The sequence below is a fragment of the Paraburkholderia sp. Cy-641 genome (assembly GCF_011752945.1).
In the GTDB taxonomy this organism is placed as follows: domain Bacteria; phylum Pseudomonadota; class Gammaproteobacteria; order Burkholderiales; family Burkholderiaceae; genus Paraburkholderia.
Genome location: NZ_VWWM01000002.1, coordinates 176,658 through 201,202 on the forward strand (window position 1 = coordinate 176,658; position 24,545 = coordinate 201,202).

20 protein-coding genes are annotated in these 24,545 nt (G+C 65.3%); 13 read left to right on the forward strand and 7 right to left on the reverse strand.

All coding sequences use genetic code 11. The features are described 5' to 3' along the window. The first annotated feature begins 60 nt into the window (after nt 1-60). From F3J20_RS02210 to F3J20_RS02225, 4 genes are all read left to right on the forward strand, one after another. A complete protein-coding gene (locus F3J20_RS02210; protein ID WP_167281653.1) occupies nt 61-1,074 on the forward strand; it encodes an ABC transporter permease in 1,014 nt (337 codons plus the stop codon). A gap of 23 nt (nt 1,075-1,097) precedes the next feature. Further along, a complete protein-coding gene (locus tag F3J20_RS02215) occupies nt 1,098-2,012 on the forward strand; it encodes an ABC transporter permease (protein ID WP_167041266.1) in 915 nt (304 codons plus the stop codon). A 42-nt stretch (nt 2,013-2,054) separates the two neighbouring features. Then, nucleotides 2,055-4,301 carry an ABC transporter ATP-binding protein gene (locus F3J20_RS02220; RefSeq protein ID WP_167281655.1) on the forward strand — a complete coding sequence of 749 codons (2,247 nt, stop codon included), beginning with the start codon at nt 2,055-2,057 and terminating at the stop codon, nt 4,299-4,301. 566 nt (nt 4,302-4,867) lie between these two features. After that, nucleotides 4,868-5,341 (forward strand): hypothetical protein, encoded by a 474-nt coding sequence (locus F3J20_RS02225; RefSeq protein WP_167281656.1) that lies wholly within the window; start codon nt 4,868-4,870, stop codon nt 5,339-5,341. Between the two features lie 100 nt (nt 5,342-5,441). Here F3J20_RS02225 and F3J20_RS02230 read toward each other — a convergent pair whose 3' ends face one another. After that, nucleotides 5,442-6,287 (reverse strand): aldo/keto reductase, encoded by an 846-nt coding sequence (locus F3J20_RS02230; RefSeq protein ID WP_167041078.1) that lies wholly within the window; start codon nt 6,285-6,287, stop codon nt 5,442-5,444. Nucleotides 6,288-6,614: 327 nt separating this feature from the next. Here F3J20_RS02230 and F3J20_RS02235 point away from each other — a divergent pair, with 327 nt between their 5' ends. Next, nucleotides 6,615-7,361, forward strand: a complete 747-nt coding sequence (locus F3J20_RS02235; protein ID WP_167041076.1) for a GntR family transcriptional regulator — start codon at nt 6,615-6,617, stop codon at nt 7,359-7,361. Between the two features lie 343 nt (nt 7,362-7,704). Here the strand turns inward: F3J20_RS02235 and F3J20_RS02240 are convergent, their stop codons facing one another. After that, nucleotides 7,705-9,102, reverse strand: coding sequence for a CoA transferase (locus F3J20_RS02240; RefSeq protein WP_167281658.1), 1,398 nt, complete (start codon nt 9,100-9,102; stop codon nt 7,705-7,707). Between the two features lie 126 nt (nt 9,103-9,228). Between F3J20_RS02240 and F3J20_RS02245 the strand changes: the two genes are divergently transcribed. Then, a complete protein-coding gene (locus F3J20_RS02245) occupies nt 9,229-10,464 on the forward strand; it encodes a citrate synthase family protein (protein WP_167281660.1) in 1,236 nt (411 codons plus the stop codon). Between the two features lie 148 nt (nt 10,465-10,612). Here F3J20_RS02245 and F3J20_RS02250 read toward each other — a convergent pair whose 3' ends face one another. Then, entirely contained in the window at nt 10,613-10,918 is a 306-nt protein-coding gene (locus F3J20_RS02250) for a DUF2917 domain-containing protein (protein ID WP_167041071.1), read from the reverse strand. 180 nt (nt 10,919-11,098) lie between these two features. On the opposite strand from F3J20_RS02250, the gene F3J20_RS02255 reads away from it, so the two are divergent. The 3 genes from F3J20_RS02255 to F3J20_RS02265 all read left to right on the forward strand — a co-directional run bounded on the left by F3J20_RS02255 (nt 11,099) and on the right by F3J20_RS02265 (nt 15,708). Next, complete coding sequence (locus F3J20_RS02255; protein WP_167281661.1) at nt 11,099-12,517, forward strand: PLP-dependent aminotransferase family protein; 1,419 nt, start codon at nt 11,099-11,101, stop codon at nt 12,515-12,517. Nucleotides 12,518-12,637: 120 nt separating this feature from the next. Next, complete coding sequence (mdtD, locus tag F3J20_RS02260; protein WP_205192755.1) at nt 12,638-14,092, forward strand: multidrug transporter subunit MdtD; 1,455 nt, start codon at nt 12,638-12,640, stop codon at nt 14,090-14,092. Between the two features lie 341 nt (nt 14,093-14,433). Continuing rightward, nucleotides 14,434-15,708, forward strand: coding sequence for an EAL domain-containing protein (locus F3J20_RS02265; protein ID WP_167281678.1), 1,275 nt, complete (start codon nt 14,434-14,436; stop codon nt 15,706-15,708). Here F3J20_RS02265 and F3J20_RS02270 read toward each other — a convergent pair. Next, complete coding sequence (locus tag F3J20_RS02270) at nt 15,664-16,710, reverse strand: sigma-70 family RNA polymerase sigma factor (RefSeq protein WP_167041260.1); 1,047 nt, start codon at nt 16,708-16,710, stop codon at nt 15,664-15,666. The genes F3J20_RS02265 and F3J20_RS02270 overlap by 45 nt on opposite strands. Before the next feature lie 268 nt (nt 16,711-16,978). Here F3J20_RS02270 and clpP point away from each other — a divergent pair, with 268 nt between their 5' ends. Both clpP and F3J20_RS02280 read left to right on the forward strand, forming a co-directional pair. After that, complete coding sequence (clpP, locus tag F3J20_RS02275) at nt 16,979-17,629, forward strand: ATP-dependent Clp endopeptidase proteolytic subunit ClpP (protein ID WP_167041064.1); 651 nt, start codon at nt 16,979-16,981, stop codon at nt 17,627-17,629. Between the two features lie 152 nt (nt 17,630-17,781). Then, on the forward strand, nt 17,782-19,248 hold the full coding sequence (locus tag F3J20_RS02280) for an NYN domain-containing protein (RefSeq protein WP_167281663.1): 1,467 nt from the start codon (nt 17,782-17,784) through the stop codon (nt 19,246-19,248). A 419-nt stretch (nt 19,249-19,667) separates the two neighbouring features. Here the strand turns inward: F3J20_RS02280 and F3J20_RS02285 are convergent, their stop codons facing one another. Beyond that, nucleotides 19,668-20,219: a glycine zipper family protein gene (locus F3J20_RS02285; protein WP_167041048.1), complete on the reverse strand. Its 552-nt coding sequence runs from the start codon at nt 20,217-20,219 to the stop codon at nt 19,668-19,670. A 276-nt stretch (nt 20,220-20,495) separates the two neighbouring features. Between F3J20_RS02285 and F3J20_RS02290 the strand changes: the two genes are divergently transcribed. Continuing rightward, complete coding sequence (locus F3J20_RS02290; protein ID WP_167041046.1) at nt 20,496-20,756, forward strand: hypothetical protein; 261 nt, start codon at nt 20,496-20,498, stop codon at nt 20,754-20,756. Nucleotides 20,757-21,107: 351 nt separating this feature from the next. Here the strand turns inward: F3J20_RS02290 and sodB are convergent, their stop codons facing one another. Both sodB and xseA read right to left on the reverse strand, forming a co-directional pair. Then, nucleotides 21,108-21,686, reverse strand: a complete 579-nt coding sequence (gene sodB, locus F3J20_RS02295) for a superoxide dismutase [Fe] (RefSeq protein WP_167041043.1) — start codon at nt 21,684-21,686, stop codon at nt 21,108-21,110. A 219-nt stretch (nt 21,687-21,905) separates the two neighbouring features. Next, nucleotides 21,906-23,285, reverse strand: coding sequence for an exodeoxyribonuclease VII large subunit (gene xseA / locus F3J20_RS02300; RefSeq protein ID WP_167281665.1), 1,380 nt, complete (start codon nt 23,283-23,285; stop codon nt 21,906-21,908). 590 nt (nt 23,286-23,875) lie between these two features. Between xseA and lpxK the strand changes: the two genes are divergently transcribed. Continuing rightward, nucleotides 23,876-24,545 (forward strand): tetraacyldisaccharide 4'-kinase (gene lpxK / locus F3J20_RS02305; RefSeq protein WP_167281666.1); only part of this gene is annotated, 670 nt, incomplete at its 3' end.

The following is a 24,545-nucleotide window of genomic DNA, read 5'->3' on the forward strand; positions in this document are numbered from 1 at the left end:
CCGGCCTGAACACTTAGGCACCGCGCGCTTAGGCACCGCGCGATTTCGCAGGAGTTCACGATGTCGGCCACGGCGTCCCCTTCATCATCGCGAGCGGCGGCACACGGCCATGCGGGCCGTGTCGCGCGTTTTCTCGCGACGCGCGCGAGCCTCTCGCTGATTACGCTGTGGCTGCTGTCGCTGATCGTGTTCGCGGGCGGCCAGTTGCTGCCCGGCGATATCGGCCGCGCGGTGCTGGGCCCGCTCGCCGATGCGCGCGCGGTTGCCGCGCTCAATCACCAGCTCGGCGCGGATCGGCCGCTGCTCACGCAGTACGTCGACTGGATCGCGCATGTCGTGCGCGGCGACATGGGGCTTTCGTATGCGTATCGCGAACCGGTCGCGCCGTTCATCGCCGACGCGCTCGCGCATTCGGCCAAGCTCGGCTTCCTCGCGTTCATCGTCGTCGTGCCGCTCGGCATCGCGGGCGGCGTAGGGGCGGCGATGCATGCGGGACGCTGGCTCGATCGCGCGATCAGCATCGCGGGTTTGTCGGCGACGGTGGTGCCGGAGTTCGTATCGTCGATCGTGCTGATTCTGGTGTTCGGCGTGTGGCTGCGCTGGCTGCCGATCGAAGCGTCGTATGCACCCGACGCGAGCGTGTTCGAGCAGTTGAGGCATCTCGTGCTGCCGGTGCTGCCGCTCGTGTTCGTGTTCTTCGGCTATATCGCGCGGATGGCGCGCGCGGGCACCGTCGAAGCGCTCGACGCCGACTACACGCGCACCGCCATCCTCAAGGGCCTGCCGCGCCACGTCGTGATCTGGCGGCACGTGCTGCGCAATGCGCTGCTGCCGACCGTCACGGTAGCCGCAACGCAGCTCGGCTACATGATCGGCGGACTCGTCGTGGTCGAGACGCTGTTCCACTACCCCGGCATCGGCTCGCTGATCTACAACGCGGCCAAGGCGAAGGACTTTCCGATGCTCGAAGCGGGCGTGCTGACGATCGGCGTGGTCTATACGCTTGCGAATCTCGTCGCCGATGCCGTGCATGTGCTGCTCGATCCGCGGCTGCGTGTGAGGAACGGCGAATGAGCGCGACTGTGCCACCCCCCTCAGTGCCGCCGTCCATGCCGCCGGCTTCGCCTGCGCCGCCCACACCGCCTGTGCCGGGCACGCCCGGCTCCGCATCGCACAACCGCAATCAACCGCGCTATCAACACCTGCTTCTGCTGCTGCGCTCGCCGACCTTCGTCGTGGGCGCGCTAATCGTCGCGTGGTGGATCGGCTGTGCGATGGCCGGGCCGTGGCTCGTGCATCTCGACCCCTACGCATCCGATCCGCTCAACTCGCTCACGCCGCCCGATCGCACGCACTGGTTCGGCACCGATCAGCTCGGCCGCGACGTGTTCTCGCGCGTGATCGTCGGCGCGCGCGACATCCTCACGATCGCGCCGCTCGCGACCTTGCTCGGCACCGCTGCCGGCACCGCGCTCGGGCTCGTCGTCGGCTACTTCGAGGGCTGGGTCGACCATCTCGTGGGCCGCGCGATCGACGCGGTGCTCGCGCTGCCGCTCGTGATCGTCGCATTGCTCGCGCTCGCCGCGCTCGGCGCCTCGAATCTCACGGTGATCGTCGTGATCGGCCTTACGTTCACGCCGATCACCGCGCGCACCGTGCGCGCCGCCGTGTTCGCGGAACGCCATCTCGACTACGTCGCCGCCGCGCAACTGCGCGGCGAACGCGCGCCCTACATCATGTTCGCGGAGATCCTGCCGAACGTGCTGCCGCCGATCGTCGTCGAGGCAACCGTGCGGCTCGGCTATGCGATCTTCGCGGTCGCGACGCTGTCGTTCCTCGGCTTCGGCATCCAGCCGCCGTCGGCCGACTGGGGGCTCGCGCTGTCGGAGTCGTACACGCTGATGGCGGGCGGCGCCTGGTGGACCGTCGTGTTCGCGGCGGGCGCGATCGCCTCGCTCGTGGTCGGCGTGAATCTTGTGGCCGACGGCGTGCAGGGCGTGCTTGACCCATAAATGGCCAATGAGAATAACCACTGAGCGAGCGATAAACGAGCGATGAGCGCACAGCCCTCTTCCTCTGCCGCGTTCGCGGCCTTCGACGTGTCGAAGAGCGAGCGCACCGATGCGCTGACCCTCGTCGGCCTGACGGTCGCGTACCGCGTGCGCGGGCGCGATCGCGAGGTGCTGCAGGACGTCTCGTTGCGCGTGCGGCGCGGCGAAGCGTATGGACTCGTCGGCGAGTCGGGCTGCGGCAAGTCCACGGTCGCGCTGGCAACGCTGCGCTATCTGCCGCGCAACGGCAAGGTGAAGGCGGGCAAGATCGCGATCGCCGGCGAGGACGTGCAGAAGCTCGGCGCCGAGGCGCTGCGCGGCATGCGCGCGACGACGGTCTCGATGGTCTATCAGGACCCGGGGCGCGCGTTGAATCCCTCGCTGACGATCGCGCGTCAGGTCTCCGAAGCATTCGAAACAGCGGGCGCCACGCGCGACGAAGCACGGCAACGCACGCTCGAAATGTTGAAGCGCGTGCACATCGCGGCGCCCGAGCGCGTGATGGACAGCTATCCTCATCAATTATCGGGCGGCATGCAGCAGCGCGTCGTGATCGCGATGGCGCTCGCGTCGAACCCCGCGCTACTGATTCTCGACGAACCGACCACCGGGCTCGATGCAACTGTCGAAGCCGAGGTGCTCGATCTCGTCGCGCAACTGCGCAAGGAACTCGGCACCGCGGTGCTGTTCATCAGCCACAACCTCGCGGTGATCGGGCGCATGTGCGAGCGCGTCGGCGTGCTGTACGCGGGCAAGCTCGTCGAGGAAGGCGCGACGCGCGACGTCTTCACGCGGCCGCGCCATCCGTACACGGTCGGGCTGCTGCGCTGTCTGCCGACGCCCGGGCGCAGCAAGGACAGCGAGCGGCTCGATACGATCGCGGGCAGCCTGCCCGCGCCGGGTTCGGTCACGCAGGGCTGCATCTACGCGGAGCGCTGCCGTCTCGCCGACGAACGTTGCCGCCGCGAAGCGCCGCCGCCTTACCGGCTTGGCGCCGCGCATGGCGATCAGATGGCGCGTTGCCACTATCACGAGCGGGCGATCGAATTGCCGCGGACGGTGGCGGATGGGGAGACGGGGTTGGCCGACGGGTTGACTGCTGCGCCATCTAATGCGCCGCCGGCTGCCCCACGTACGGTAAGCGATGCGCGGCAACGCGAACCCTCGTCCACCGTGCTGCGCGCGCGCAATCTGTCGAAGACGTTCCACGTTGCCGGCGTGCCGCTGCGCGCCGTCGACGACGTTTCGCTCGACCTCGCGAGCGGCGAAACGCTCGGGCTCGTCGGCGAATCGGGTAGCGGCAAAACGACGCTCGCGAAGCTGATGCTCGGCCTGCTCACGCCCGACGCGGGCAGCGTGCTCGAACTCGACGGCGCACCGCTCGCCGCACGCGTCACGCGCCGCGGCGGCGAGCAACTGAAGTCGCTGCAGATCGTGTTCCAGAATCCGGACTCGGCGCTCAATCGCGCGCATTCGGTGAAGCGGCTGCTCGGCCGAGCGCTCACGCGCCTGAGCGCGCTGCGCGGCCCCGCGCTCGACGCGCGGCTCGCCGCGTTGACGGCCGCCGTGCGCTTGCCGGAGCGCTATCTCGACGCGCGCTCGCGGCAGTTGTCGGGCGGGCTCAAGCAGCGTGTCGCGATTGCGCGCGCGTTTGCCGGCGAGCCGCGTGTCGTCGTCTGCGACGAGCCGACCTCGTCTCTCGACGTATCGGTGCAAGCCGCGATCCTGAACCTGCTTGCCGACCTGCAGCGCGAGCGCGACGTCAGCTACGTGTTCATCTCGCACGATCTGCACGTGGTGCGCTATGTGTCGGATCGCATCGCGGTGCTCTATCTCGGCCGCCTGCTCGAGATCGGACCGGCCGCCGCGGTGTTCGACGGAGCGCAGCATCCGTACACCGAGGCGCTGCTGTCGGCGGTGCCGACGCTGCGCGACCAGGATGAGCGTGACGGCCGGCAATGGCCGAAGCCGGCGCGCATCCGGCTGTCCGGCGAACTGCCGGGGGCGGGCGCGATGCCGTCGGGCTGCATTTTTCACACGCGCTGTCCACGCAAGCTCGGCGCGATCTGCGAGGAGCAGGACCCGCCGTTTCTCGATGCCGGCAACGACGCGGATAAAACCCTCGCGCATCTGATCCGCTGTCATATTCCACCGGAGACGTTGCGTGCGTTGCAGAGCACGGCGCGCGATGACGGCGCGGGCAAGATGGCGAACGCGGACGATTCCGGCGACGCCGTGCCCAACGCCTGACGGCCCGGCATTCAACGTCCGGTAGCGCTGCCAATCGGTTCACGGTTCACTCGCTCCCGTGGCCCAGCTCCGTTGCCTGACCGGCCTCGCACAGCGCCACATCGAAGCCGCCGCGAGTAACGACGGCAACGCGAGAGTTCCGGCAGGTCGGGGGCCGACAACAGCCGGGGCAATCGCGAAAACAATGGCGAAAGCAAAGGCAGCGCCGCCAATGACAACGGCGGCGTGAACGCGTACCCGCCATCGCCCAGTCTCAGACCGGGCTCACGCGCCCTACCCGCCGGCGGCATGTACCGGCATACTGTCCGCTATCCGCCGGCAACGGCGGTGACGTCCCGATCCCCCGGTCGCGCGTCACCGATCGAGGCCGGTCGGAGCGGCCCACCCGCCTTCGGCACGAGCGCCGACGAAAACGCGGCAGAGCGCGCGCCGGCAAGCGCCGGCGCGTCGCGCGAACCGCGCCGTAGGCGGCGGAAACACCACCCCCATTGCGTGCGAGTGTTATGGAACCAATCCGAGACGATCACTTCATATCAGATTCAACGTTCGATATGAGGGCCCACAACATGCAACGAAACGTCCCCCCTTCCGCGACACGCGCGGCCGCCGCCGTGCTGATGGTTGCCGCGCTGGGCCTCGCATCGCTCGCCAACGCGCAAACGCCGGCGGCCAAGCCGGCGCAACCGCTGCAGCAAACCCTGTCGCAAGCCGCGCCGCCGGTCGATCCGACGTTCTCGGCTTACTCGCTCCTGCAAACCTGCAAGCAGCGCAACGACAATGTCGCGGAAGCGCAGTGCGTCGGCGCGATCCGCGGCATCATTCACGGCTACCAGTACGGCGTGCTATTCCTCAGCCAGCGCGCCCCGCTACCGGCCAACGAAACGCAACGCGTCTCGCTGTGCCTGCGCGACGTGCCGGTGTCGTCGATCGTCGACGACTTCGTCGCGGACGCCGCCCAGGTCGACGACGACTCCCTCAAGCACACCCCCGCCGAAGTCGCGGTGCTCGGTTCCGTGCACCTGCACCACGCCTGCACCTGAGCGCATCGGTAACGTCAGGCTCCGCCGGCCGGGTCACCGGCATCGTTCATGAAGCGCACCGCCGTCTCGGCGGCGGCCGCGCTTGAGCCTGCGTCGGCCCTCACAGCATTTCGAGCGGACGCTTGCTGCGCGGCGGTTTGAAGTACGCGTCGAGCGCGGCGAGTTCACCGGCTTCCAGCTTCAGTTGCGAGGCGCGATGGTTGTCGCGCACATGCTCGACGCGCGCGGCCTTCGGAATCGCGCAAATGCCGGGCTTGCCCAGCACCCACGCCAGCGCCACCTGAAACACCGAGATGCCGCGCGCGTCGGCGATGTCGTCGAGCGGCGAGCGCTTCGGCAAACGCGCATGATCGACCGGGCTGTAGGCCATCGCCGGCATCCCGCGCGCGGCGAGCCACGGCAGCAGATCGAATTCCGGCCCGCGGCGCGCGACGTTGTAGAGAACCTGATTGGTCGCGCAGGCATCGCCGCCGGACGCCGCGACGAGTTCGTCCATGTCGTCGGTGTCGAAGTTGCTCACGCCCCAGTGACGGATCTTGCCCGCGCGACGCAGCGCCTCGAACGCATCGACGGTTTCGGCGAGCGGCACCGAGCCGCGCCAGTGCAGCAGATACAGATCGAGCCGATCCGTTTTCAGACGCTTGAGGCTTTGCTCGCAGGCGGCGATCACGCCGCGCCGGCTCGCGTTGTGCGGATACACCTTGCTGACGAGGAACACCTTGTCGCGCAAGCCGGCCAGCGCTTCGGCGAGCAGCGACTCGGTCGCGCCGTCGCCGTACATTTCGGCCGTGTCGATCAGCGTCATGCCGAGTTCGATGCCGCAGCGCAGCGCCGCGATTTCCGCCGCGCGCTGCGCCGGCCTCTCGCCCATTTCCCACGTGCCCTGCCCCAATGCCGGAATGCGCTCGCCGCCTGGCAGGCTTACGCTCGCGATATCGCTCGTCATGCTGACTCCTCGAAGTGGCTCGATTCAATGCGGTTCAATACCGTTCAATACGGTTCAATACGGTTCAATGCGTTTCATGCGATGCGATGCGACGCACGGCCCGGTCCGGCACCGTGCGCGAAATAGCGCCAACCGGCGCAATGCGGCTTGAGGCGCCGGAATACATCGGAACGCCACGGGGTGCATCGGGACGCGACGCATGCCGCAAAAGCTTAGCGACGAGTTTAGCGGCTCGGCGGCCTCGCGGCGGTGCGCCAGGCAAAAGCCCGCTATAACGCGGCGCGCCGATGTTCTAGAATTGCCGCTTGCCTATCTCGCGTGAGCCCCATGACCTCTGCCTCGGAAGACCGCTGGCGCGACCTGCGCCCGGACCCGGAAAACGACACGCCGCTCTATCTGCAGCTCGCCCGCAAGCTCGGCAGCGCGATTCACGAAAACCGCTGGAACGCCGGCGAGGCGCTGCCTTCGGAGCGCGTGCTGTCGGAGGCGCTCGGCGTCTCGCGCATCACGTCGCGCAAGGCGATCGCGCTGCTCGTCGAGCAGGGTTTGATCCGCCGCACCCAGGGCGCGGGCAGCTTCATCACGCCGCGCTACGAAGATCCTTTGTCGCGGCTGTCGAGCTTCAGCGAAATGCTGCGGCGGCGCGGCTTCACGCCGAGTTCGAAGTGGCTGTCGCGCGAAATCTCGCCGGCCAATCGCGATGAAGTGATCCAGCTCGGGCTGTCGCCGGCCGCGGCGGTGACGCGGCTGCGGCGGCTGCGGCTTGCCGACGGCATCGTGATGGCAGTCGAGAACTCCACGTTTCCGGCGGCGGTCATTCCCGATCCTCAGGCGATCGGCGATTCGCTGTACTCGTATCTGGAGAGTCGTGGGCTGACGATCGTGCGCGCGCTGCAGCATTTTCGGGCGGTGAACGCGAGCGAGGAAATCGCGCAGCAGATGAGCATCGCGCCCAACGAGGCGCTGCTGCTGATTACGCGCGTCGGTTATACGGCGGATCAACGGGCGATCGAGTTGACCGATACGTATTGCCGGAACGATTACTACGATTTTGTCGCGGAGTTGAGGAAGTAGGGGTGGAGATGCGAGGTGCCGTGATGTGTGGTCGCGGTGCATTCGTCTGTCTTGTGCGGCGGGATGCTGAGCGGTTGCGGTTGCGGTTGCGGTTGCGGTTGCGGTTGTGATGTGGCATAGCCTTGGCGCTACGCCTGTCTCGCCTCGCGAGTCGACATGCGCCAGCGGTAACGCTAAAAACGCGGGCGTCTCCTCTCGCCCGTTCCGGGGGCGGCCTGTTGCGCGTGCGGCCGATCGAGCCCGATTGCGAATTGCCGTGTCGCGACGCAATCACTCAGGTGTGGTCGGACAAGAAGTCGAGCAGCCAACCCGTTGCCGCGATACGTCGCACACGCACCCGGCGCTACGCCCATCTCGCCTCATGCGCGCCGATACGCGCTGGCGGCAATGCATAAAACGCGGGCGTCTCCGCCAACGCTTCCGCCGGCTGCACGCCAAGCACGCGGCCGAATTCCGACTGCACGCTCGCGACGCAATCACCTATCTCGTCGAGCGCGACCTCGGGCGCCTGCTGTCCATCGGGTAGCAGCCCGAACGACTGAAGCCAGCGCCCTGTCTGCGCAAGCGACACCTTCACGTGCCAGCTGCCGCCTTCGCTGGCTCGCCGCGCGAGCGCGACCATCGCGCCGAACGCCGCCAGATAGCCGGTTGCGTGATCGAGCGCCTGACACGGCAGATGCCGCGGCTCGGCGCTGCCCGCTGCGGCGCGCTCGTGCCACGCGATGCCGCTCGCCGACTGCACGAGGCTATCGAAACCGCGCCGCTGCGCCCACGGCCCCGTATGCCCATACGCGCACACCGACACATAGACGATGCCGGGCCGCAGCCGCGCCAGTTCCCGAGGACCGAAGCCGCGCGCGGCGAGCGCGCCCGGGCGATACGCCTGCAGGAACACGTCGGCATCGCGCGCGAGTCCGCCCAGCGTCTCGCAGCCGGCCGCGTCGCGCAGATCGACGACGGCCGAGCGCTTGCCGCGACCGTTGTCGATCACGAGCGGCGCGATGTTCGGCAGATGCGGCCCGTTGATCATCAGCACGTCCGCGCCGTGATGCGCGAGCGCGCGTCCAGCCACCGGTCCCGCGATGATGCGCGACAGGTCCAGCACGCGCACGCCCGCAAGCGGCCGGTCAAGCCCGCTCCCGATACGGCGCGGCGGCTCGGCCGGCGCATCGCCGATGCGCTCGATCTCGAACAGCGGCAAGCCCGCGATCGCCCGCGCCTGTTCGAGCGCGGCCCATTCTTCCGGCGTGCGAATCAACGCGGCGCACAGGCCCTCGTCGGCCAGCGTTTGATCGAGCGTCGCGCCGTCCCAATTGCGAATCGCGGCGGCCACCGGCTCGCGCCCGTTCTCGCAACCGAGCACCCGCAGCACGCCCCGCAAGTGATGCGCGAAGTTCGTGTGCAACTGGACCCAGCGGCCATCGCGCGTTTCGTAGAACCCCGTCACCGGATCGCGCAGCACGGGCGGCGGCCCGTCGTCGATACGCAGATAGCGTTCGCTGCGAAACGCCGCGAGCGCGCGCCGCATCTGCACGGCCACGTGTTGCCTGCGGCCGCTGCGCAAGCGCCAATACTCGGCCGCGGCAAGGCCGGTCGCCGCGATCGTCGCCGAAGCGAGGCTGCCGACGCGGTAGACCGACGGCAGGCCCGGGTCCGCGCCGCTCAGCGCAACGGAATGCAGGGTAACCGGATCGCATCCGGCAAGCGTCCAGATATGTTTGAGAGCAAGTTCGGGCGTCATGGCATGGGGCGCGTTCGGCGCGCTGACGGAAATGAAGTGACCCGAGTCTAGAATTCCGCCTTGCCGCAATCAATCTTGATTATGGTAATCAATATATATTGATTTCTTCGGTTTCCACACGTTTTCATGCCAGCCCAGACTTTCCTCACCGCCGCCGAAGCGGCCGCAATGCTCGGCATCAGCCTGCCCACGCTGTATGCGTACGTGAGCCGCGGCATGCTCGGCTCGTCGCCGGACGCGCAAGGCCGGCACCGTCTCTACGATGCCGCCGAAGTACGCCGCCTCGCGCGCCGCAAGGCCGACGGCAAGCGTGCGGGCAAGGTCGCACAGAAGGTGCTGGACTGGGGCGTACCGGTGCTCGAATCGTCGATCACGCTGGTCGCAGACGGGCGTCTTCTGTATCGCGGACACGATGCGATGGAGCTCGCGCGCAGCGCATCGCTCGAAGACGTCGCGGCGCTGCTGTGGGAATGCAGCGCGCGGCGCATCGCCGACGCGCCGGCCGTGCCGCTCGCGCCCGCGCAATGGGGCGCGTGGCTCAAGCTGTGGAGCGACAGCACGCCGCTCGATCGCGCGCTCGTGCTGCTGCCGGCCGCCGCGGCGCAGATGCCGCGTGTGTGGGCGCTCGGCCGCGACGCGCAACTCGACACCGCATGCGCTATCATGCGGCTGCTGGCTGCGGCGATGCTGCCGGCGGCGCCGTCGAACGAGCCGCTGCACCGGCAACTCGCCGCCGCGTGGCAGGTCCGCAACCGGCCACAGAGCGCACTGCTGCGCGCGGCGCTGGTCGCCTGTGCGGATCACGAACTCAACGCGTCGACGTTTACGGTCCGCTGCATCACCTCGACGGGGACGCACCTGTTCGGCGCGGTGGCGGGCGGACTCGCGGCGCTGGCCGGTCCGCGTCACGGCGGGGAAACGGTGCGCATCGCCGCACTGCTCGAAGAAGCGGCGCGCGCGCCCGATCTGGACCGCTACCTCGCGAACCGTCTCGCGCATTCCGAACAAGGCGCGCAGGGTCCGCTGCTGTCGGGCTTCGGTCATCCGCTTTATCCAGATGGCGATCCGCGCGCGCGATTACTGTTGACGATGCTCGCCGACCGTGCGCCCAGCCGCTCATCGCTCGACAATGTGCTGAGGCTCGCGCGCGCGGTGCGCGACACGACCGGCGCCGAGCCGACTGTCGATTTTGCATTGGCCGCGATCGAGCGGGTGCTCGGCTTGCCGGCCGGCGCGGCGTTCACGCTATTCGCGGTCGGGCGTGTGGTCGGCTGGATTGCTCATGCGATGGAACAGGCACGCGACGGACGGTTGATCCGGCCGCGCGCACGGTATATCGGGGAATATGAGGTGGACAGGTGATTCGCGGCGATGGGTGCATGGGCTGCTGAGCTGGAGCACGCGGCGAGACTCAGGTGCGGATGCGCCGATCCCCTCGTCTCTTGAGGCTCCGCGCGCTACCACGAACGCATGGGCTAAACGCGCGCCAACCACCGCTCGTGGAACGGCTTCAGACCACGCTCGGGCGGCGTGCCAGCCAAGCCAGCATCGGCCGGCCGAATAGTGGCTTCGGCACCGCGTGCTCAGAACCGCTCGCGAGCGCAAAACGCGCCCCCGCCTGCCCGGCGCTGATCCACGCGACCGCGCCGCGCGGCAGTTCGATCGACTCGCCCATCGCCAGCCAGTGATCCTCGTGCTCGCCCTCGACTGTCAACCAGACCTCGCCCGAGATCACCTTGAATATCGACGGACGCGCGACACGCCAGGCCGCCGCGGGCTCGCCATGTTCGAGTTCGAAAATCCGGACTTCACGCATCGCCGTTCTCCTAAAAAAACTTTTCTGTTGTACCGATTATTGACGTGCGATGATCGAAGACCCATGCACAGTTCCGAACACTTTCATCGGAACTGTTCAGTTAAAAAACCGGACAGTTGGCCTGATTGGCTCGACGTGAGTGGCAATTTCGGCTCGCCGGCCCGCGGAGGAGACCACGGTATGAAGCTCGATATCCAGCTCGATCGGGACAACGGCGTGCCGCTAACCGAACAGATCGTCGCGGGCGTCACCGCCTGGATTCGCTCGCGCAACGCGCACCCCGGTTCGAAATTGCCGTCGATTCGCCAGTTCGCCGCCGACTTCGGCGTAAGCCGCTTTCCGGTAATCGAGGCTTACGACCGGCTGGTGTCGCTCGGCTATGTCGACTCGCGTCACGGCTCCGGCTTCTACGTCGCCAATCGTCAACCGGCGGGCACGCTCTGCACAGGCGCCTCGGACCCACGCCGCGCCGAGGATGAATCGGACCACCTGCTGCAGCAGTTCAGCCATCCGGGCGAAACGCTGAAGCTCGGCAGCGGCTTTATTCCGGAAAGCTGGCGCGATATGGACGGCATCGCCCAGGCGATCCGCCACGTGTCGCGCACCGATCCGGCGAGCATGGTCGATTACGCGACACCGCTCGGCAACCCGCTCCTGCGCGAGCATCTGCGCACCCGCATCGCGCAGTTGGGCATCCACGCCGAAGTGTCGCAAATTCTCATCACCAACGGCGCGAGCCAGGCGTTCGATCTGCTGATGCGCTACATGCTGAAGGCCGGCGATACGATCTTTGTCGAAGACCCCGGCTACTACAACCTGTACGGCCTGCTGAAGCTGCATGGCGTCAGGCTGGTCGGCATTGCCCGCGTCCACAACGGACTCGATCTCGACGCGATGGAAGCGCAGCTCAAGCTGCACCGGCCGAAGCTACTGCTGATCAACACCGTGTTCCATAACCCGACCGGCACCACGGTAGCGCCGCAGGTCGCGTTCCGGCTCCTGCAAATGGCGCGCGAGCATCGCTTCGCGATTATCGAAGACGATATCTACGCCGACTTCCAGACCGATCCCAGCGACCGCCTCGCCACGCTCGATCAGCTCGAACAGGTGATTTACGTGGGCGGACTGTCGAAGACATTGTCGTCGTCGCTGCGAATCGGCTGCGTGGTGGCAAGCCACGCGATCATCAAGGACCTCGTCGATATCAAGATGCTGACGAGCATCGGCGGCTCGCGCTTTGCCGAAGCGGTCGCGGTATCGATGCTGGAGCGCGGCGCGTATCGTAAATACCTCGAACGTCTGCGCCGCCAGATGCGCGACGCGCTCGGCTCGACTATCCAGACGCTCGAGGACGCCGGCTGGGAAATTTTCGAGAAACCGGCGGGCGGCAAATTCGTCTGGGCACGCGTGCCGCACGTCGCCAACGCCGAGCGGCTCGTGGAATGCGGCGCCCCGTTTGGGGTGACGGTCGCGCCGGGCCACCACTTCCGGCCAAACCAGGAGCCGAGCCCGTGGACGCGGATTCATGTGGCATTCGGAAACGATCCGCGCGCGTTGGCGTTTTTCCGCGCGGCCGCGAAGCTGACGCCGGACGACTGAAGGCAGGGCAGGCAAGCCGCCCCATGCACCCGCCCCCGTAAATGGCTGCGCCAGGCCACGCTTTTCCATAAAATAGCGACTCCCAGCCCGTCCCTGCGTGCCAAGCCGCCCTCCATGCCCATGACGCCGACTCCGCCCGCCCTCGCCAGCGACACGGCCCCGACCCCTTCGGCCCGTTCGCTCACCGTCATGCTGTGGCTCGTCGCCACCGGCTTCTTCATGCAGACGCTCGACTCGACGATCGTCAACACCGCGCTCCCCGCGATGGCGACAAGCCTCGGCGAGTTGCCGCTGCGCATGCAATCGGTGGTGATCGCCTATTCGTTGACGATGGCGGTGATGATTCCCGTGTCCGGCTGGCTCGCCGACAAGCTCGGCACGCGCCGCGTGTTCTTCAGCGCGATCCTCGTGTTCGCGGTCGGCTCGCTGCTGTGCGCGAACGCGCATACGCTGAATCAACTGGTGATCTACCGCGTTCTGCAGGGCGTGGGCGGCGCGATGCTGCTGCCAGTGGGACGACTCGCCGTGCTGCGCACTTTTCCGGCGGAACGCTACCTGCCGGCGTTGTCGTTCGTGGCGATTCCAGGCCTGATCGGGCCGCTGATCGGGCCAACGCTTGGCGGCTGGCTCGTCAAGATCGCATCGTGGCACTGGATCTTTCTGATCAACGTGCCGGTCGGCATCGTGGGCTGCATTGCGACGTTTATCTTCATGCCGGATAGTCGCAACGAAGACACCGGCAAGTTCGATATACAGGGTTACCTGTTTCTGATTGTCGGCATGGTGGCGATTTCTTTCGCGCTCGACGGCCGTACCGAATTCGGCATTCAGCACGCCACGGTGCTGGTTCTGCTGATTCTGAGCCTCGCCTGCTTCGTCGCCTATGGTTTGCACGCGGTGCGCGAGCCGGCGCCAATCTTCCCGCTCGATCTGTTCAAGATCCACACTTTCAGCGTCGGCCTGCTCGGCAACCTGTTCGCGCGGATCGGCAGCGGCTCGATGCCCTACCTGATTCCCCTGTTGCTGCAGGTGAGTCTCGGCTATAGCGCCTTCGAAGCCGGCCTCATGATGCTGCCCGTCGCGGCTGCGGGCATGGTATCCAAGCGTCTCGTGACGAAGCTGATTGTCAGGTACAGCTACCGAAGCGTGCTGATGACCAACACAATCCTGGTCGGCCTGATGATGGCGAGTTTTGCGCTCACGAGCGCGAGTCAGCCACTGTGGCTGCGGCTTGTGCAACTCGCGATTTTCGGCGGCGTCAACTCCATGCAGTTCACCGCAATGAATACGTTGACGCTGAAGGACCTCGGCACTGGCGGCGCAAGCAGTGGCAACAGCCTGTTCTCGCTGGTACAGATGCTCTCGATGAGCCTCGGCGTAACGGTGGCCGGCGCGTTGCTCGCGACCTTCACCGGCATCATGCAGCGCGTGACCGCAGCCAATTCGCTGCCCGCGTTTCATGCCACGTTCCTCTGCGTCGGCATCATTACCGCTTGTTCGTCATGGATCTTCGCGCAGTTGGCGCCGGACATTCGCACTCCCGCGAAAAAAACCGATCCGTCAGAACGGGCCTGATCGTTGAACTGAACGCTGGACCGGGCGCGAGGCCGATCGCCGGACCTGTTGCGACGAGGTAAAGCGCCTTCTCGAGCGGCCCGCGGCACGGGCCATCGACGAGCGCTGCCGACCTGCAACAGGGCGCGCCGCGCACCAGCGAAGTGCGAATCATCGCCTTCACGCTCGAGCGGGCGCACAATTGTGGCCTCGAAGGTCGAGTCGGAGCATGGTGGCTGGACGCCCACGCAGTGTTTGTGCACGCGCATAGTTCTTGCTGGCCTATCCTGTAAACTTTCGTATCTGCGCGTGCGAACTCGTGCCGAGCCTGCAGGCGCCGCCACTTCCACACGACTGACATGATGAGCATGATCGAACTCGATCCTCCCGGCTTTCAGCCACCCCGCCCGATGGCCGGCGACGAAGGCTCCCGGCGTACCGTTCTGTATGGCGGATACACCGTTTTCAGTGTGTTTCAGCCCGTTTTTTCGGTGTCGCACCGACGTGCAATCGGGTATCACGCCTCGCTGCGCGCTCACGACGAACATGCTCAGCACGTGCCCTCCCACGAAGTTTTCACGCAAGCCGCACGCCGCGGCGACCTGCTTGAACTCGGGCGCCTGGCTGAGTCGCTGCATCTCGGCAATTTCAACGCGTTCGACAGTCACGACGAATGGCTCTTCCTGAGTCTGCATCCGGCCGCGCTGATGGACACCAGCTACGGCGACGCGCTGCTTGCCAGCCTGAAAACACTTGGTTTGCCGCCGCAACGCGTGGTGCTCGAAGTGCCCGAGCAGGCAGGCGGTGAAACCACGCGCTTTACCGAAATCATCGACATACTGCGTAAATCCGGCTTCCTGATTGCGCTCGACGGCTTCGGCGTGAAGCATTCGAATATCGACCGCGTGTGGAATCTGCGACCGGACATCGTCACACTCGACCGCTGCATCCTCGCGCAAGCCAGCGAACACTCGCATATCGAACGCGTACTGCCGGGCCTCGTCTCGCTGCTGCACGAATCGGGGCAACTGGTGCTGATGGGCGGCCTGAGCACCGAGCGTGATGCCCTGATCGCGCTGGAATGCAACGTGGACTTCGTCCAAGGCGCTTTTTTCGCGGGCCCAAGTGTCGAACCGGTCAAGCCGCAAGCCGCAGCAGGCCTCATGGATACGCTCTCCGCCGCGCTGCGCCAACGGGTTGCAACGCGCGAGAAGGCGCAGTCCGAGCGGCTCGCGCCCTATGCCGCCGCGCTGGAGACGGCCGCCGCGCAATTGGTTGCCGGAGAGTCGCTCGACGAAGCCACCGCGCCGCTGCTCGCACTTGACGAAACGGCTCGCTGCTTCGTGCTGGACGGTTCGGGCCGGCAGATTGGCGACAACGTGTTGCCACCGGGCCGCACGTCGCAACGCGCCAAGCGCTTCCGCCCGCTGCTGCATTCGGAAGGCGCAAGCTGGGAGCGACGCCCGTACTTTATTCAGGCGATGCGTCAACCCGGTCAGGTGCATCTGACGCCGCCGTATCTGTCGATCAACGAAGCGCACCTGTGCGTCACTGCCTCGATTGCTGCCCATACGCCACACGGCACGCAGGTGCTATGCGTCGACATCAATTGGGAAATTGCGGCTCACCGGAGCTAAAGCCCCCGGACGCTGCTGAATCCGGGCAAGCAGTTCCTTGACCGCCTCCCGGCCCAGCATACGGTTAGCGGCCTCCAGACGCGCGGCGCTGGTCACGATGCGCAACGAGACGATCCTCGCCGAACTGTCCGTTGCGCCGTCCGTCAGCACGTCGATGACTCCAACGACGTCGCCCTCGCAGAACAGCGCGATACACACGGCCCCTTGCATCGATACCACCTCGGCATTGGTCGCCTGCTGCGCGAGCGAGGTTATCGCGTTCATCCAGTCGGTGGGCGCCGGCTCGCCTGCACGCACGGGTTCACGCGCCGGTGCCGGAACTGGCTCGCTCAGCGCGGCATGCACAGGCGCATTCTGCGGAACGCACAAGGGGGCGTCGCTCATCACTTCAGGCGCGTCGCTAAAGAGCCGCAGCAGACCCGCCCGGTCCTGCATTTCCAGCGCCACGCGCAAACGCTCGACGATCTGCCCATGCAACGCCGGATCGTGCCGCTTGAGCGGTGCGCCGGCACGTTGTAGCCGCGCCTTGGCCCGATGGACGATCTGCCGGCAAGCGGTCGGTGTGCGTTCGAGAATCGAGGCGATCTCCGCATAGTCGCAATCGAAGGCTTCGTGCAGCACGAACGCTGCGCGCTCCTCCGGCTTCAGATGTTCGAGCAGCAGCATCACGCCATATGACATGTCTGCCGTGCGTAGCGCCAGTTCCTCCGCGGATGGCGCGACTTCGTCGAGCCACGGCTCCGGCAGCCAGCCGGTGGTTTGCGATGCGCGCTCCCGCTGCACCTGCCGAAAGCGGTCAATCGCCATGCGCGTGGTCAGCGTGGTGAGCCAAGCGACCGGTGTTTGCACCGCTTGCGTATCGGCCAGATGCCATTTGAGCCAGGCGTCCTGCACCAAGTCTTCCGCTTCCGCCCGACTGCCCAGCATCCGGTATGCGAGCGCGAGCAGACGGGCGCGCGCGGCCTCGAAACTGGATGCCTTGTCGATTCCCTGTTCCGTCATGCGTGACCTCCAGTTCGTGCGTGGTGAAAAAGTGTGCCTGCGGCGTTGCGAGGGACGCTCGCCATCGCCGGTATTCCTTGCTTGACGTCCGGGCGCTCGACGATGTGACAGCGGCATACAAAAAAATTCCTGTCACACGGCGGGTCGCCGCTTCGTCATATGAGCAACAACCGGTGCATGAAGCGCGCGGTTTCCAAACCAGCGTCGCCCACGCATCTACTCACCACTGGCGCCACCCATGTGTCACGTCACGCGTAACGAGGACTCCATGCCTTCCAGCCCCCCATCCGCTTCCAGTCTCGTGCCAACGGTAATCGAACAGTCCGGCCGCGGCGAACGCGCGTACGATATTTACTCCCGTCTGCTGCGCGAGCGCATTGTGTTTCTGGTCGGGCCGGTGAACGAGCAATCGGCCAGTCTGATCGTCGCGCAGTTGCTGTTTCTGGAATCCGAGAACCCTGACAAGGATATTTCTTTTTACATCAACTCGCCGGGCGGTTCGGTGTACGACGGTCTCGCGATTTACGACACGATGCAGTTCATCAAGCCCGCGGTCTCGACCCTGTGCACGGGCTTCACCGCAAGCATGGGAACGTTCCTGCTCACTGCGGGGCAACGTGGCAAGCGGTACGCGCTGCCGAACGCGCGCATCATGATTCACCAGCCGTCCGGCGGCGGCCAGGGCACCGCGGCGGACATCGAGATTCAGGCAAAGGAGGTGCTGTATTCGCGCGCGCGCCTCAACGCGATGATGGCGGAACGCACTGGCCGCAGCATCGAAGAAATCGCGCGCGACACCGACCGTGACAACTTCATGTCGGCACTCGAGGCGAGGCAATATGGATTAATCGATGAAGTGCTGGAAACTCGCGGGCCAAGGCATGCGCAGAGCGGCACGACTCAGAGCGAAAACATTTAGCGGGACTGATTGGTAACGGCCGTTTGTAGCGACCCAAAGCGCTTTTTTTACCCGAATCGGTGCGACCAGACCACAAAAGCTGCCCACCTTCGCTGGAATCGCTATCATGTCGCGATTCGTCGACTGCGACGATCGCTTCAATGGAGAGATACATGGCGTCATCCAACGAAAACGTCAGCATGGCGCTATTTTGCGACTTCGAAAATGTCGCGCTCGGCGTGCGCGACGCGAAGTACGACAAATTCGACATCAAGCTGGTGCTCGAACGCCTGCTGCTCAAAGGCAGCATCGTCGTCAAGAAAGCCTATTGCGACTGGGACCGCTACAAGAGTTTCAAAGGAGCGATGCACGAAGCCAATTTCGAATTGATCGAGATCCCGCACGTGCGTCAATCGGGCAAGAATTCCGCGGACATCCGGCTCGTGGTCGACGCACTCGATCTCTGCTACACGAAATCGCACGTCAATACGTTCGTCATCATCAGCGGCGATTCGGATTTTTCGCCATTGGTGTCGAAGCTGCGCGAGAACGCCAAGCAGGTGATCGGCGTCGGTGTGCAGCAGTCCACATCGGATCTGCTGATTGCCAATTGCGACGAGTTCTTTTTTTACGACGACCTCGTGCGTGAAAGCCAGCGCTCCGTCGCAAGACGTGAATCGTCGCGCCCGCAGCAGAGTGCTCAGCAGACCGCCAAACGCGCGCCCGATGAGGACAAAGCCCGACCTAAGGAAGATCTGGAAAAACGCCGCAGCAAGGCGGTCGAAATTGCGGTGCAAACCTTCGATGCGCTCGCTTCCGAACGAGGCGACAGCGGCAAGATCTGGGCGTCCGTGCTGAAAAACGCCATCAAGCGGCGCAAACCGGATTTCAACGAGACGTACTACGGTTTTCGCGCTTTCGGCAATCTGCTGGAAGAAGCACAGGCACGTGGGCTGCTTGAATTCGGCCGCGATGAGAAGTCGGGCGCGTACGTGTATCGAAGCGCCGCAGCGACTGTCGCGGGGGAAACCGTGAGCGAGGCGGTTGAAGCTGAGCCGGCTGAGCACTCCTATAAGGCGCAGACGGCGGAAACCAACACTGGCGAACCGGGTGGCAAGCACGAATCACGTCGCAAAGACCGCAACAAACGCAAAGCGGGTCGCGGCCAGCAAGAAGTTGTTTCTGAGGAATCCGCTGCGGTCGGGCCGGCCGTCACCGAGTTGGTGATCCTCACCGAGCCGCAGGAAGACAAGACGCATGAGCAGCTGCCGTCCGCCAACGAGTTCGTGGCAATCGCGGCAATGCAGCCCGAAACGCCCTCGGTAGCATCGGAACACGCGAGCACGGAATCTGTCACTGGCGGCGAAAGCACTCAGGAAGACGAAGGTGACCAACCCGAACGTCCACAGAACGCGAAAAAACGCGCGTCACGCAAGACAACTGCGAAGAAGGTGAAGAAGAGCACGCCGCGACCGATCGACGAGGTGCCCGAGATCGCCGCACCGACCGAGACCTCTGCGTCGCCGGGAAGCGAGGGAGAAGCGCCTGTGGCTGCGAGGAAAACGGCTCGCAAGACAACAGCACGCGGCCGTCGTCCGCGTAAGGCAACAACGGCGGACAAGCCGGAGAGCACGGAATAAACCACCACGGCATATCCGCGCCCAGTCGCTGAGCAGGTACACGGTTTGCCATGCACGCGTCCGCGTACCCGCTCGTACCACCCAAAGTGCCCGCCCTGCCCTGCGTGTCGAATCACGACGGCCGAAAGGCTCAACGACCCAATAACCCGTCAAAAGGCAATAACCTTGCCAGTCATGCAGGACCGCAAACAATATCGCCTGACATACCGCGATATGTCAGGCGATAGCTCACCGCGATCCCATCCAAGCCCACGGCCTTCGCCAAGAACTCGCCGACCTCATTTCGCACGTTTCCGCCAGCGATAAAATCTTTACGGCAACCGGCAAACCCGCTCACCTGCTCGAAAAGACCCGACCTCCCGGCAACGCCGAACACCAAGGCCCATCCACACAGATTGACCGCCCATGGGCTCCGATGCTCAATAGTACGGATAAGGCGAATACATGACCGGAGGCGGCGCGTAATAAGGACGAGGCGCGACATACACCGGTTGCGGCGCTGCATAGTACGGCTGCGGTTGCGCAATCGTGTCGCCCTTGGAGGTCATGCATTGAGCGTACGCCGCGTCATAACTCGCCTGCAGACCGGCCGCCGAATACTGGGCGCTATTCGCGCCGTTCGCGCCGCCGATCAGCAAGCCACTGCCCGCGCCGATCGCCGCTCCAGCACCGGCATTGCCCGCCGCCGCGCCAAGCAGCGCGCCGATCGCCGCGCCGCCAAGCGTGCCCAGCGCCGCGCTGTTCACGCCATTCGTCGTAGCAGCCTGCGCCGCGCCGGATGGATTGATTGAGCGATTCGCGTAATCACGGCATGCGTAGTCGTCCTGCTGGAACTGCTGGAGCGGTTGGCCGCTACGCGGCAGCGCGACCACGCTAGGACCGCTCGGTGGTACCACGGCGCAACCGCCGAGTACGAGTGCGATAACGGCCGCCGGGATGGCCAGGCCGATCGATTTATTGTTGGAAGTCATGGTAGTGCACTTCAGGAAATTGGAATTCAAACGTTAGGCTAATCGCCAAATTCCGTGGTTACTGCTTCGTTACAGAAAGTTTTTCGCCGCGCCACGCCGGTTGGGTGTGCGCATCGCGAAAACACGATGATCGCGCGCGTCATGGCAGGTAATGCTTGTAAGCGCATCGGCAATCAAATTATGCGGGGCACCGGCCTACACTCGCGTCAAACGAACCCCGCCGCACGCTCGCACGGCAACGCGGTCACCCATCGTGTCGAAACAAAGGATACCTCAATGAACCGGCTCATTCTTGCCGCGAGCGCAGCTTGCGTCGCATGGGCGGCGCCCGCCTTCGCCCAGTCCACGCCGGGCGCGCCTGATAGCGCGCCTCAGCAACCGGCCACGACGTTTTCAAGTGCCGCCATTGCGCAGAATTTTCAATACATCAATCATCCGCCGCCACCGCCCGCGCCAGCCAGTTCGGTAACGTCGACGGGTAGCGGCCGGGGTCATCGGCATCGGCAGATGTCGGGCAGCTCCGATTCGGGCGGCTAAAAAACCGCTAACAGGCGGCTGGCAAGCACCTCGTTAACAGCGCGCGGCTCAACGCAACGCAAGCGCTTCTCCGCGTCCATTTCACGTCGTCAGCACAAAACCGCGGTTACCAACTGTAACCATGTTCTACGCAAAAACAGCGGAAAAGACACACGCCGGCAACATAACAGGACGTGCCGATTCAGCCGTTGTCGAAGCAGAACCCCAAACCACGCCGCAAAAAAACAGAAAGCCCTCGCACAGGAGGGCTTTCTTGATTCGCTACCGCGCTCATCGCAACCGCGACAGTCAGTTTTGACTATCGCGATCTTCGTGCCACGAAAGCACGGCAGATCACGGCAACCGGCAATCTCACGCGAAGTTTTTCGCTGCGAAGTCCCAGTTGGCGATGTTCCAGAATGCTTCGACGAACTTCGGACGCGCGTTACGATAGTCGATGTAGTAAGCGTGTTCCCACACGTCGATCGTCAGCAGCGGCTTTGCGTCGGTGGTGAGCGGCGTTGCGGCGTTGCTGGTCGACACGAGGTCGAGCGAACCGTCAGCCTTCTTCACGAGCCATGCCCAGCCCGAGCCGAACGTGCCGACTGCGGTCTTCGTGAATTCTTCCTTGAACTTGTCGAACGACCCCCACTTCGCGTTGATCGCGTCAGCGAGCGCACCGGTCGGCGCACCGCCACCTTGCGGCGACAGGCTGTTCCAGAAAAACGTGTGATTCCAGATTTGCGCCGAGTTGTTGAAGATGCCGCCCGACGACTTCTTGACGATCTCTTCGAGCGACAGGTTTTCGAACTCCGTGCCCTTGATCAGATTGTTCAGGTTGGTCACATAGGTCTGGTGATGCTTGCCATAGTGAAACTCGAGCGTCTCTTCCGACATATGCGGTGCGAGCGCGTTTTTCGCGAACGGCAGCGGCGGGAGCGTATGTTCCATGGTGCTTTCCTTCTGTCTGTATCTGTTGTGGGGGGAGTCTGCGGATGACGCTATCGAGCACTCGATTGTAGGCGAGTTGGAATAACCCCGCAAACCAACGGACTTTATGCCGGGCATGCCGAAGATGCCGCGCGCAAAGCCTTCTCAGCGAATGCGCACAGCGCGTGCCTGCTTTCCGGAAAGCAAAAAAAGATGCGACACGCGCCCATGGGTGAAACATCAGAAGCCATCGTCAAGACGCGCCTGCACATCGGCGAGCGCGATGTCGGCCGAGCCTTCGGCGAGATGCATCGTCAAACGCCGCCCCGGTTTCAACGAAGACGGCGCGCGAATCGCGCGGCCGCTCTGCGCGTCGAGCACGGCCGCATAACCGCGTTCGAGCGTGCGCTGCGGGCTCAGCACTTCGAGCCGCGCGGCGAGCGTATCGATCCGCGCAAGCTGACGTTCATGCTGGCGTAACCATGCCGTGTGCAAACGTTGCGCGAGATTGCCAAGCCGCACGCGCTCGGCCGCGAGATCGGGACGCCAGCGCTGCCAGCGCATCTGCAACAGCGAAAACCGCGCGCGCGCATCGCGCACCGGACGCGCACCCGCCGACGCAAGCCTCGCGCTCAACTGCCGCAGATGCACGCGCTGCCGCGCAAGCCGTTCGGCCGGCGACACAAGCCGGCGCGAGAGCCAGTCGAGCTGCTGCGAGCGCCGCTCCATCATGCGGCCGAACGCGCGCGCGAGCGTCGCATGCCGATGATCGAGTTCGCGCAGCAGCAGCACACGCTGCGGACTCACGAGTTCGGCGGCACCGGTCGGCGTCGGCGCGCGCACGTCGGCGGCGAAATCGGCAATCGTGAAATCGGTTTCGTGACCGACCCCGCTCACCACGGGAATCACGCTTTCCGCGATCGCGCGCGCGAGCACTTCTTCGTTGAAGGCCCACAGGTCTTCGATCGACCCGCCGCCGCGGCACACGATCAGCACGTCGACCTCGCGCCGCGCGCCGGCCGCCTCGACCATCGCGGCAAGCTTCGCGCTGACGCCCGCGCCCTGCACCGGCGCCGGATAAACGATCACCGGAATATGCGGCGCGCGGCGCGACAGCGTGGTCAGCACGTCGCGCAGCGCGGCGGCCTGCAACGACGTGACGATGCCGATCGCGCGCGGATGCGCCGGCAACGCGCGCTTGCGTTCGGCCGCAAAGAGGCCCTCGGCTTCGAGCTGCGCCTTCAGCCGCAAAAACGCTTCGTAGAGACGCCCCTGGCCCGTGCGGCGCACCGCTTCCACGTTCAGTTGCAACTCGCCGCGCGGCTCGTACATCGTGACGAGCGCGCGCACCTCGATACGGTCGCCTTCGCGCGGCGTGAATTCGGCGTACTGCGCGCGGCCGCGGAACATCACACAGCGCATTTGCGCCTGCGCGTCCTTGATCGAGAAATACCAATGACCGCTCGCGGCGCGCGTGAAATTTGACACTTCGCCCGCCACCCAGACCAGCGGAAACGAGCGTTCGAGCATCGTGCCGATCGCACGATTGAGCGCGGACACGGCAACGACGACCTCGCCGCCGGGCATCGCCGGCGAGGAAAAGGGGCTTTCGGAATTCATGCGAGGAATAAGTAGGACTGGCCGGACAGACGATAGACCGAGCGGCCATCGGCGTCCAGCCTGATCGCCAAACTGTTAAAAGTGTCCACATGGCGGGAATGGCCTGACGAATTCCGCCAGAACCCTCTTCACAACATGTGAATTCGAGGCATGCTATTGATTTATATGGCGTTTATATCTCAATAAAGACCGGGCAGGCCGATCCGGAGCGCACGGAGCGGCGCTTTCCACGAATCGGCAGGCTGGTTCTCCACAAAGTTATCCACAGGCTGCGGATCGCGGCAGAAGACGTGAGCAGACGCTTAACACGCGCCGCGCGACTTGCCGGGCGGGATGCCCGCGCGCTAGAGTGGCGGGTTCGGCGGCATGCCGAACCCGCCGCGAACGCGGCGATGCCGGCCGTCGCGGCGTGCCGTCACGACACGACACGACACGACAGACGCCGCTTGCCGCCACGTCATTTTTCGCCTCACCACGATTGCCCGGAGAACCGCGTTGATGCAGACCCCGCGTATTGCGCATGACGCCTTCGCGTCGCCGCGCCGCCCTCGTCCGGCGTACGGCGCGCAAGCCGTGTCCGTCACTGGCTCATGAGCGAACTCAACGACCGTCTCGAAGCGCGCCTCGCGCGCGAGTGGCAGCAGCGCGGACCGCTCGCATGGGCGCTCACGCCGTTCGCCTGCGTGTTCGGCGCGATCGCGGCTGCGCGCCGTGCCGCCTTCTCGCTCGGCTGGTTAAAAACGGTGCGCGTTGGCGTGCCGGTGGTCGTGGTCGGCAACGTCACGGTCGGCGGCACCGGCAAGACGCCGACCGTGATCGCGCTCGTCGAGGCGTTGCGCGCCGCGGGCTTCACGCCCGGCGTCGTCTCGCGCGGCTACGGCGCACGCGTGAGCACACCGACACCCGTCACGCCGGGCTCTTCCGCAAGCGTCGGCGGCGACGAGCCGCTGCTGATCGCGCGCCGCACGAGCGCGCCGGTGTGGGTCTGCCCGGATCGCGTGGCGGCCGCGCAGGCGCTGTGCGCCGCGCATCGCGACGTCGACGTGATCGTCAGCGACGATGGTCTGCAGCATTACCGGCTCGCGCGCGACGTCGAACTGGTCGTGTTCGATCACCGGCTCGGCGGCAACGGTTTCCTGCTGCCGGCCGGTCCGCTGCGCGAGCCGCTGTCGCGCCGCCGCGACGCGACGCTCATTAACGATCCGTACGCGCGCACGCTGCCCGCCTGGCCCAACACGTTCGCGCTGCAGCTCGCGCCGG

What these genes read in the sequence shown, in the direction of transcription:
- F3J20_RS02210 (WP_167281653.1), top strand. Translation starts at nt 61, where the DNA reads ATGTCGGCCACGGCGTCCCCTTCATCATCGCGAGCGGCGGCACACGGC.
- F3J20_RS02220 (WP_167281655.1), top strand. Translation starts at nt 2,055, where the DNA reads ATGAGCGCACAGCCCTCTTCCTCTGCCGCGTTCGCGGCCTTCGACGTG.
- F3J20_RS02225 (WP_167281656.1), top strand. Translation starts at nt 4,868, where the DNA reads ATGCAACGAAACGTCCCCCCTTCCGCGACACGCGCGGCCGCCGCCGTG.
- F3J20_RS02230 (WP_167041078.1), bottom strand. Translation starts at nt 6,287, where the DNA reads ATGACGAGCGATATCGCGAGCGTAAGCCTGCCAGGCGGCGAGCGCATT.
- F3J20_RS02235 (WP_167041076.1), top strand. Translation starts at nt 6,615, where the DNA reads ATGACCTCTGCCTCGGAAGACCGCTGGCGCGACCTGCGCCCGGACCCG.
- F3J20_RS02240 (WP_167281658.1), bottom strand. Translation starts at nt 9,102, where the DNA reads ATGACGCCCGAACTTGCTCTCAAACATATCTGGACGCTTGCCGGATGC.
- F3J20_RS02245 (WP_167281660.1), top strand. Translation starts at nt 9,229, where the DNA reads ATGCCAGCCCAGACTTTCCTCACCGCCGCCGAAGCGGCCGCAATGCTC.
- F3J20_RS02250 (WP_167041071.1), bottom strand. Translation starts at nt 10,918, where the DNA reads ATGCGTGAAGTCCGGATTTTCGAACTCGAACATGGCGAGCCCGCGGCG.
- F3J20_RS02255 (WP_167281661.1), top strand. Translation starts at nt 11,099, where the DNA reads ATGAAGCTCGATATCCAGCTCGATCGGGACAACGGCGTGCCGCTAACC.
- mdtD (WP_205192755.1), top strand. Translation starts at nt 12,638, where the DNA reads ATGACGCCGACTCCGCCCGCCCTCGCCAGCGACACGGCCCCGACCCCT.
- F3J20_RS02265 (WP_167281678.1), top strand. Translation starts at nt 14,434, where the DNA reads ATGAGCATGATCGAACTCGATCCTCCCGGCTTTCAGCCACCCCGCCCG.
- F3J20_RS02270 (WP_167041260.1), bottom strand. Translation starts at nt 16,710, where the DNA reads ATGACGGAACAGGGAATCGACAAGGCATCCAGTTTCGAGGCCGCGCGC.
- clpP (WP_167041064.1), top strand. Translation starts at nt 16,979, where the DNA reads ATGCCTTCCAGCCCCCCATCCGCTTCCAGTCTCGTGCCAACGGTAATC.
- F3J20_RS02280 (WP_167281663.1), top strand. Translation starts at nt 17,782, where the DNA reads ATGGCGTCATCCAACGAAAACGTCAGCATGGCGCTATTTTGCGACTTC.
- F3J20_RS02285 (WP_167041048.1), bottom strand. Translation starts at nt 20,219, where the DNA reads ATGACTTCCAACAATAAATCGATCGGCCTGGCCATCCCGGCGGCCGTT.
- F3J20_RS02290 (WP_167041046.1), top strand. Translation starts at nt 20,496, where the DNA reads ATGAACCGGCTCATTCTTGCCGCGAGCGCAGCTTGCGTCGCATGGGCG.
- sodB (WP_167041043.1), bottom strand. Translation starts at nt 21,686, where the DNA reads ATGGAACATACGCTCCCGCCGCTGCCGTTCGCGAAAAACGCGCTCGCA.
- xseA (WP_167281665.1), bottom strand. Translation starts at nt 23,285, where the DNA reads ATGAATTCCGAAAGCCCCTTTTCCTCGCCGGCGATGCCCGGCGGCGAG.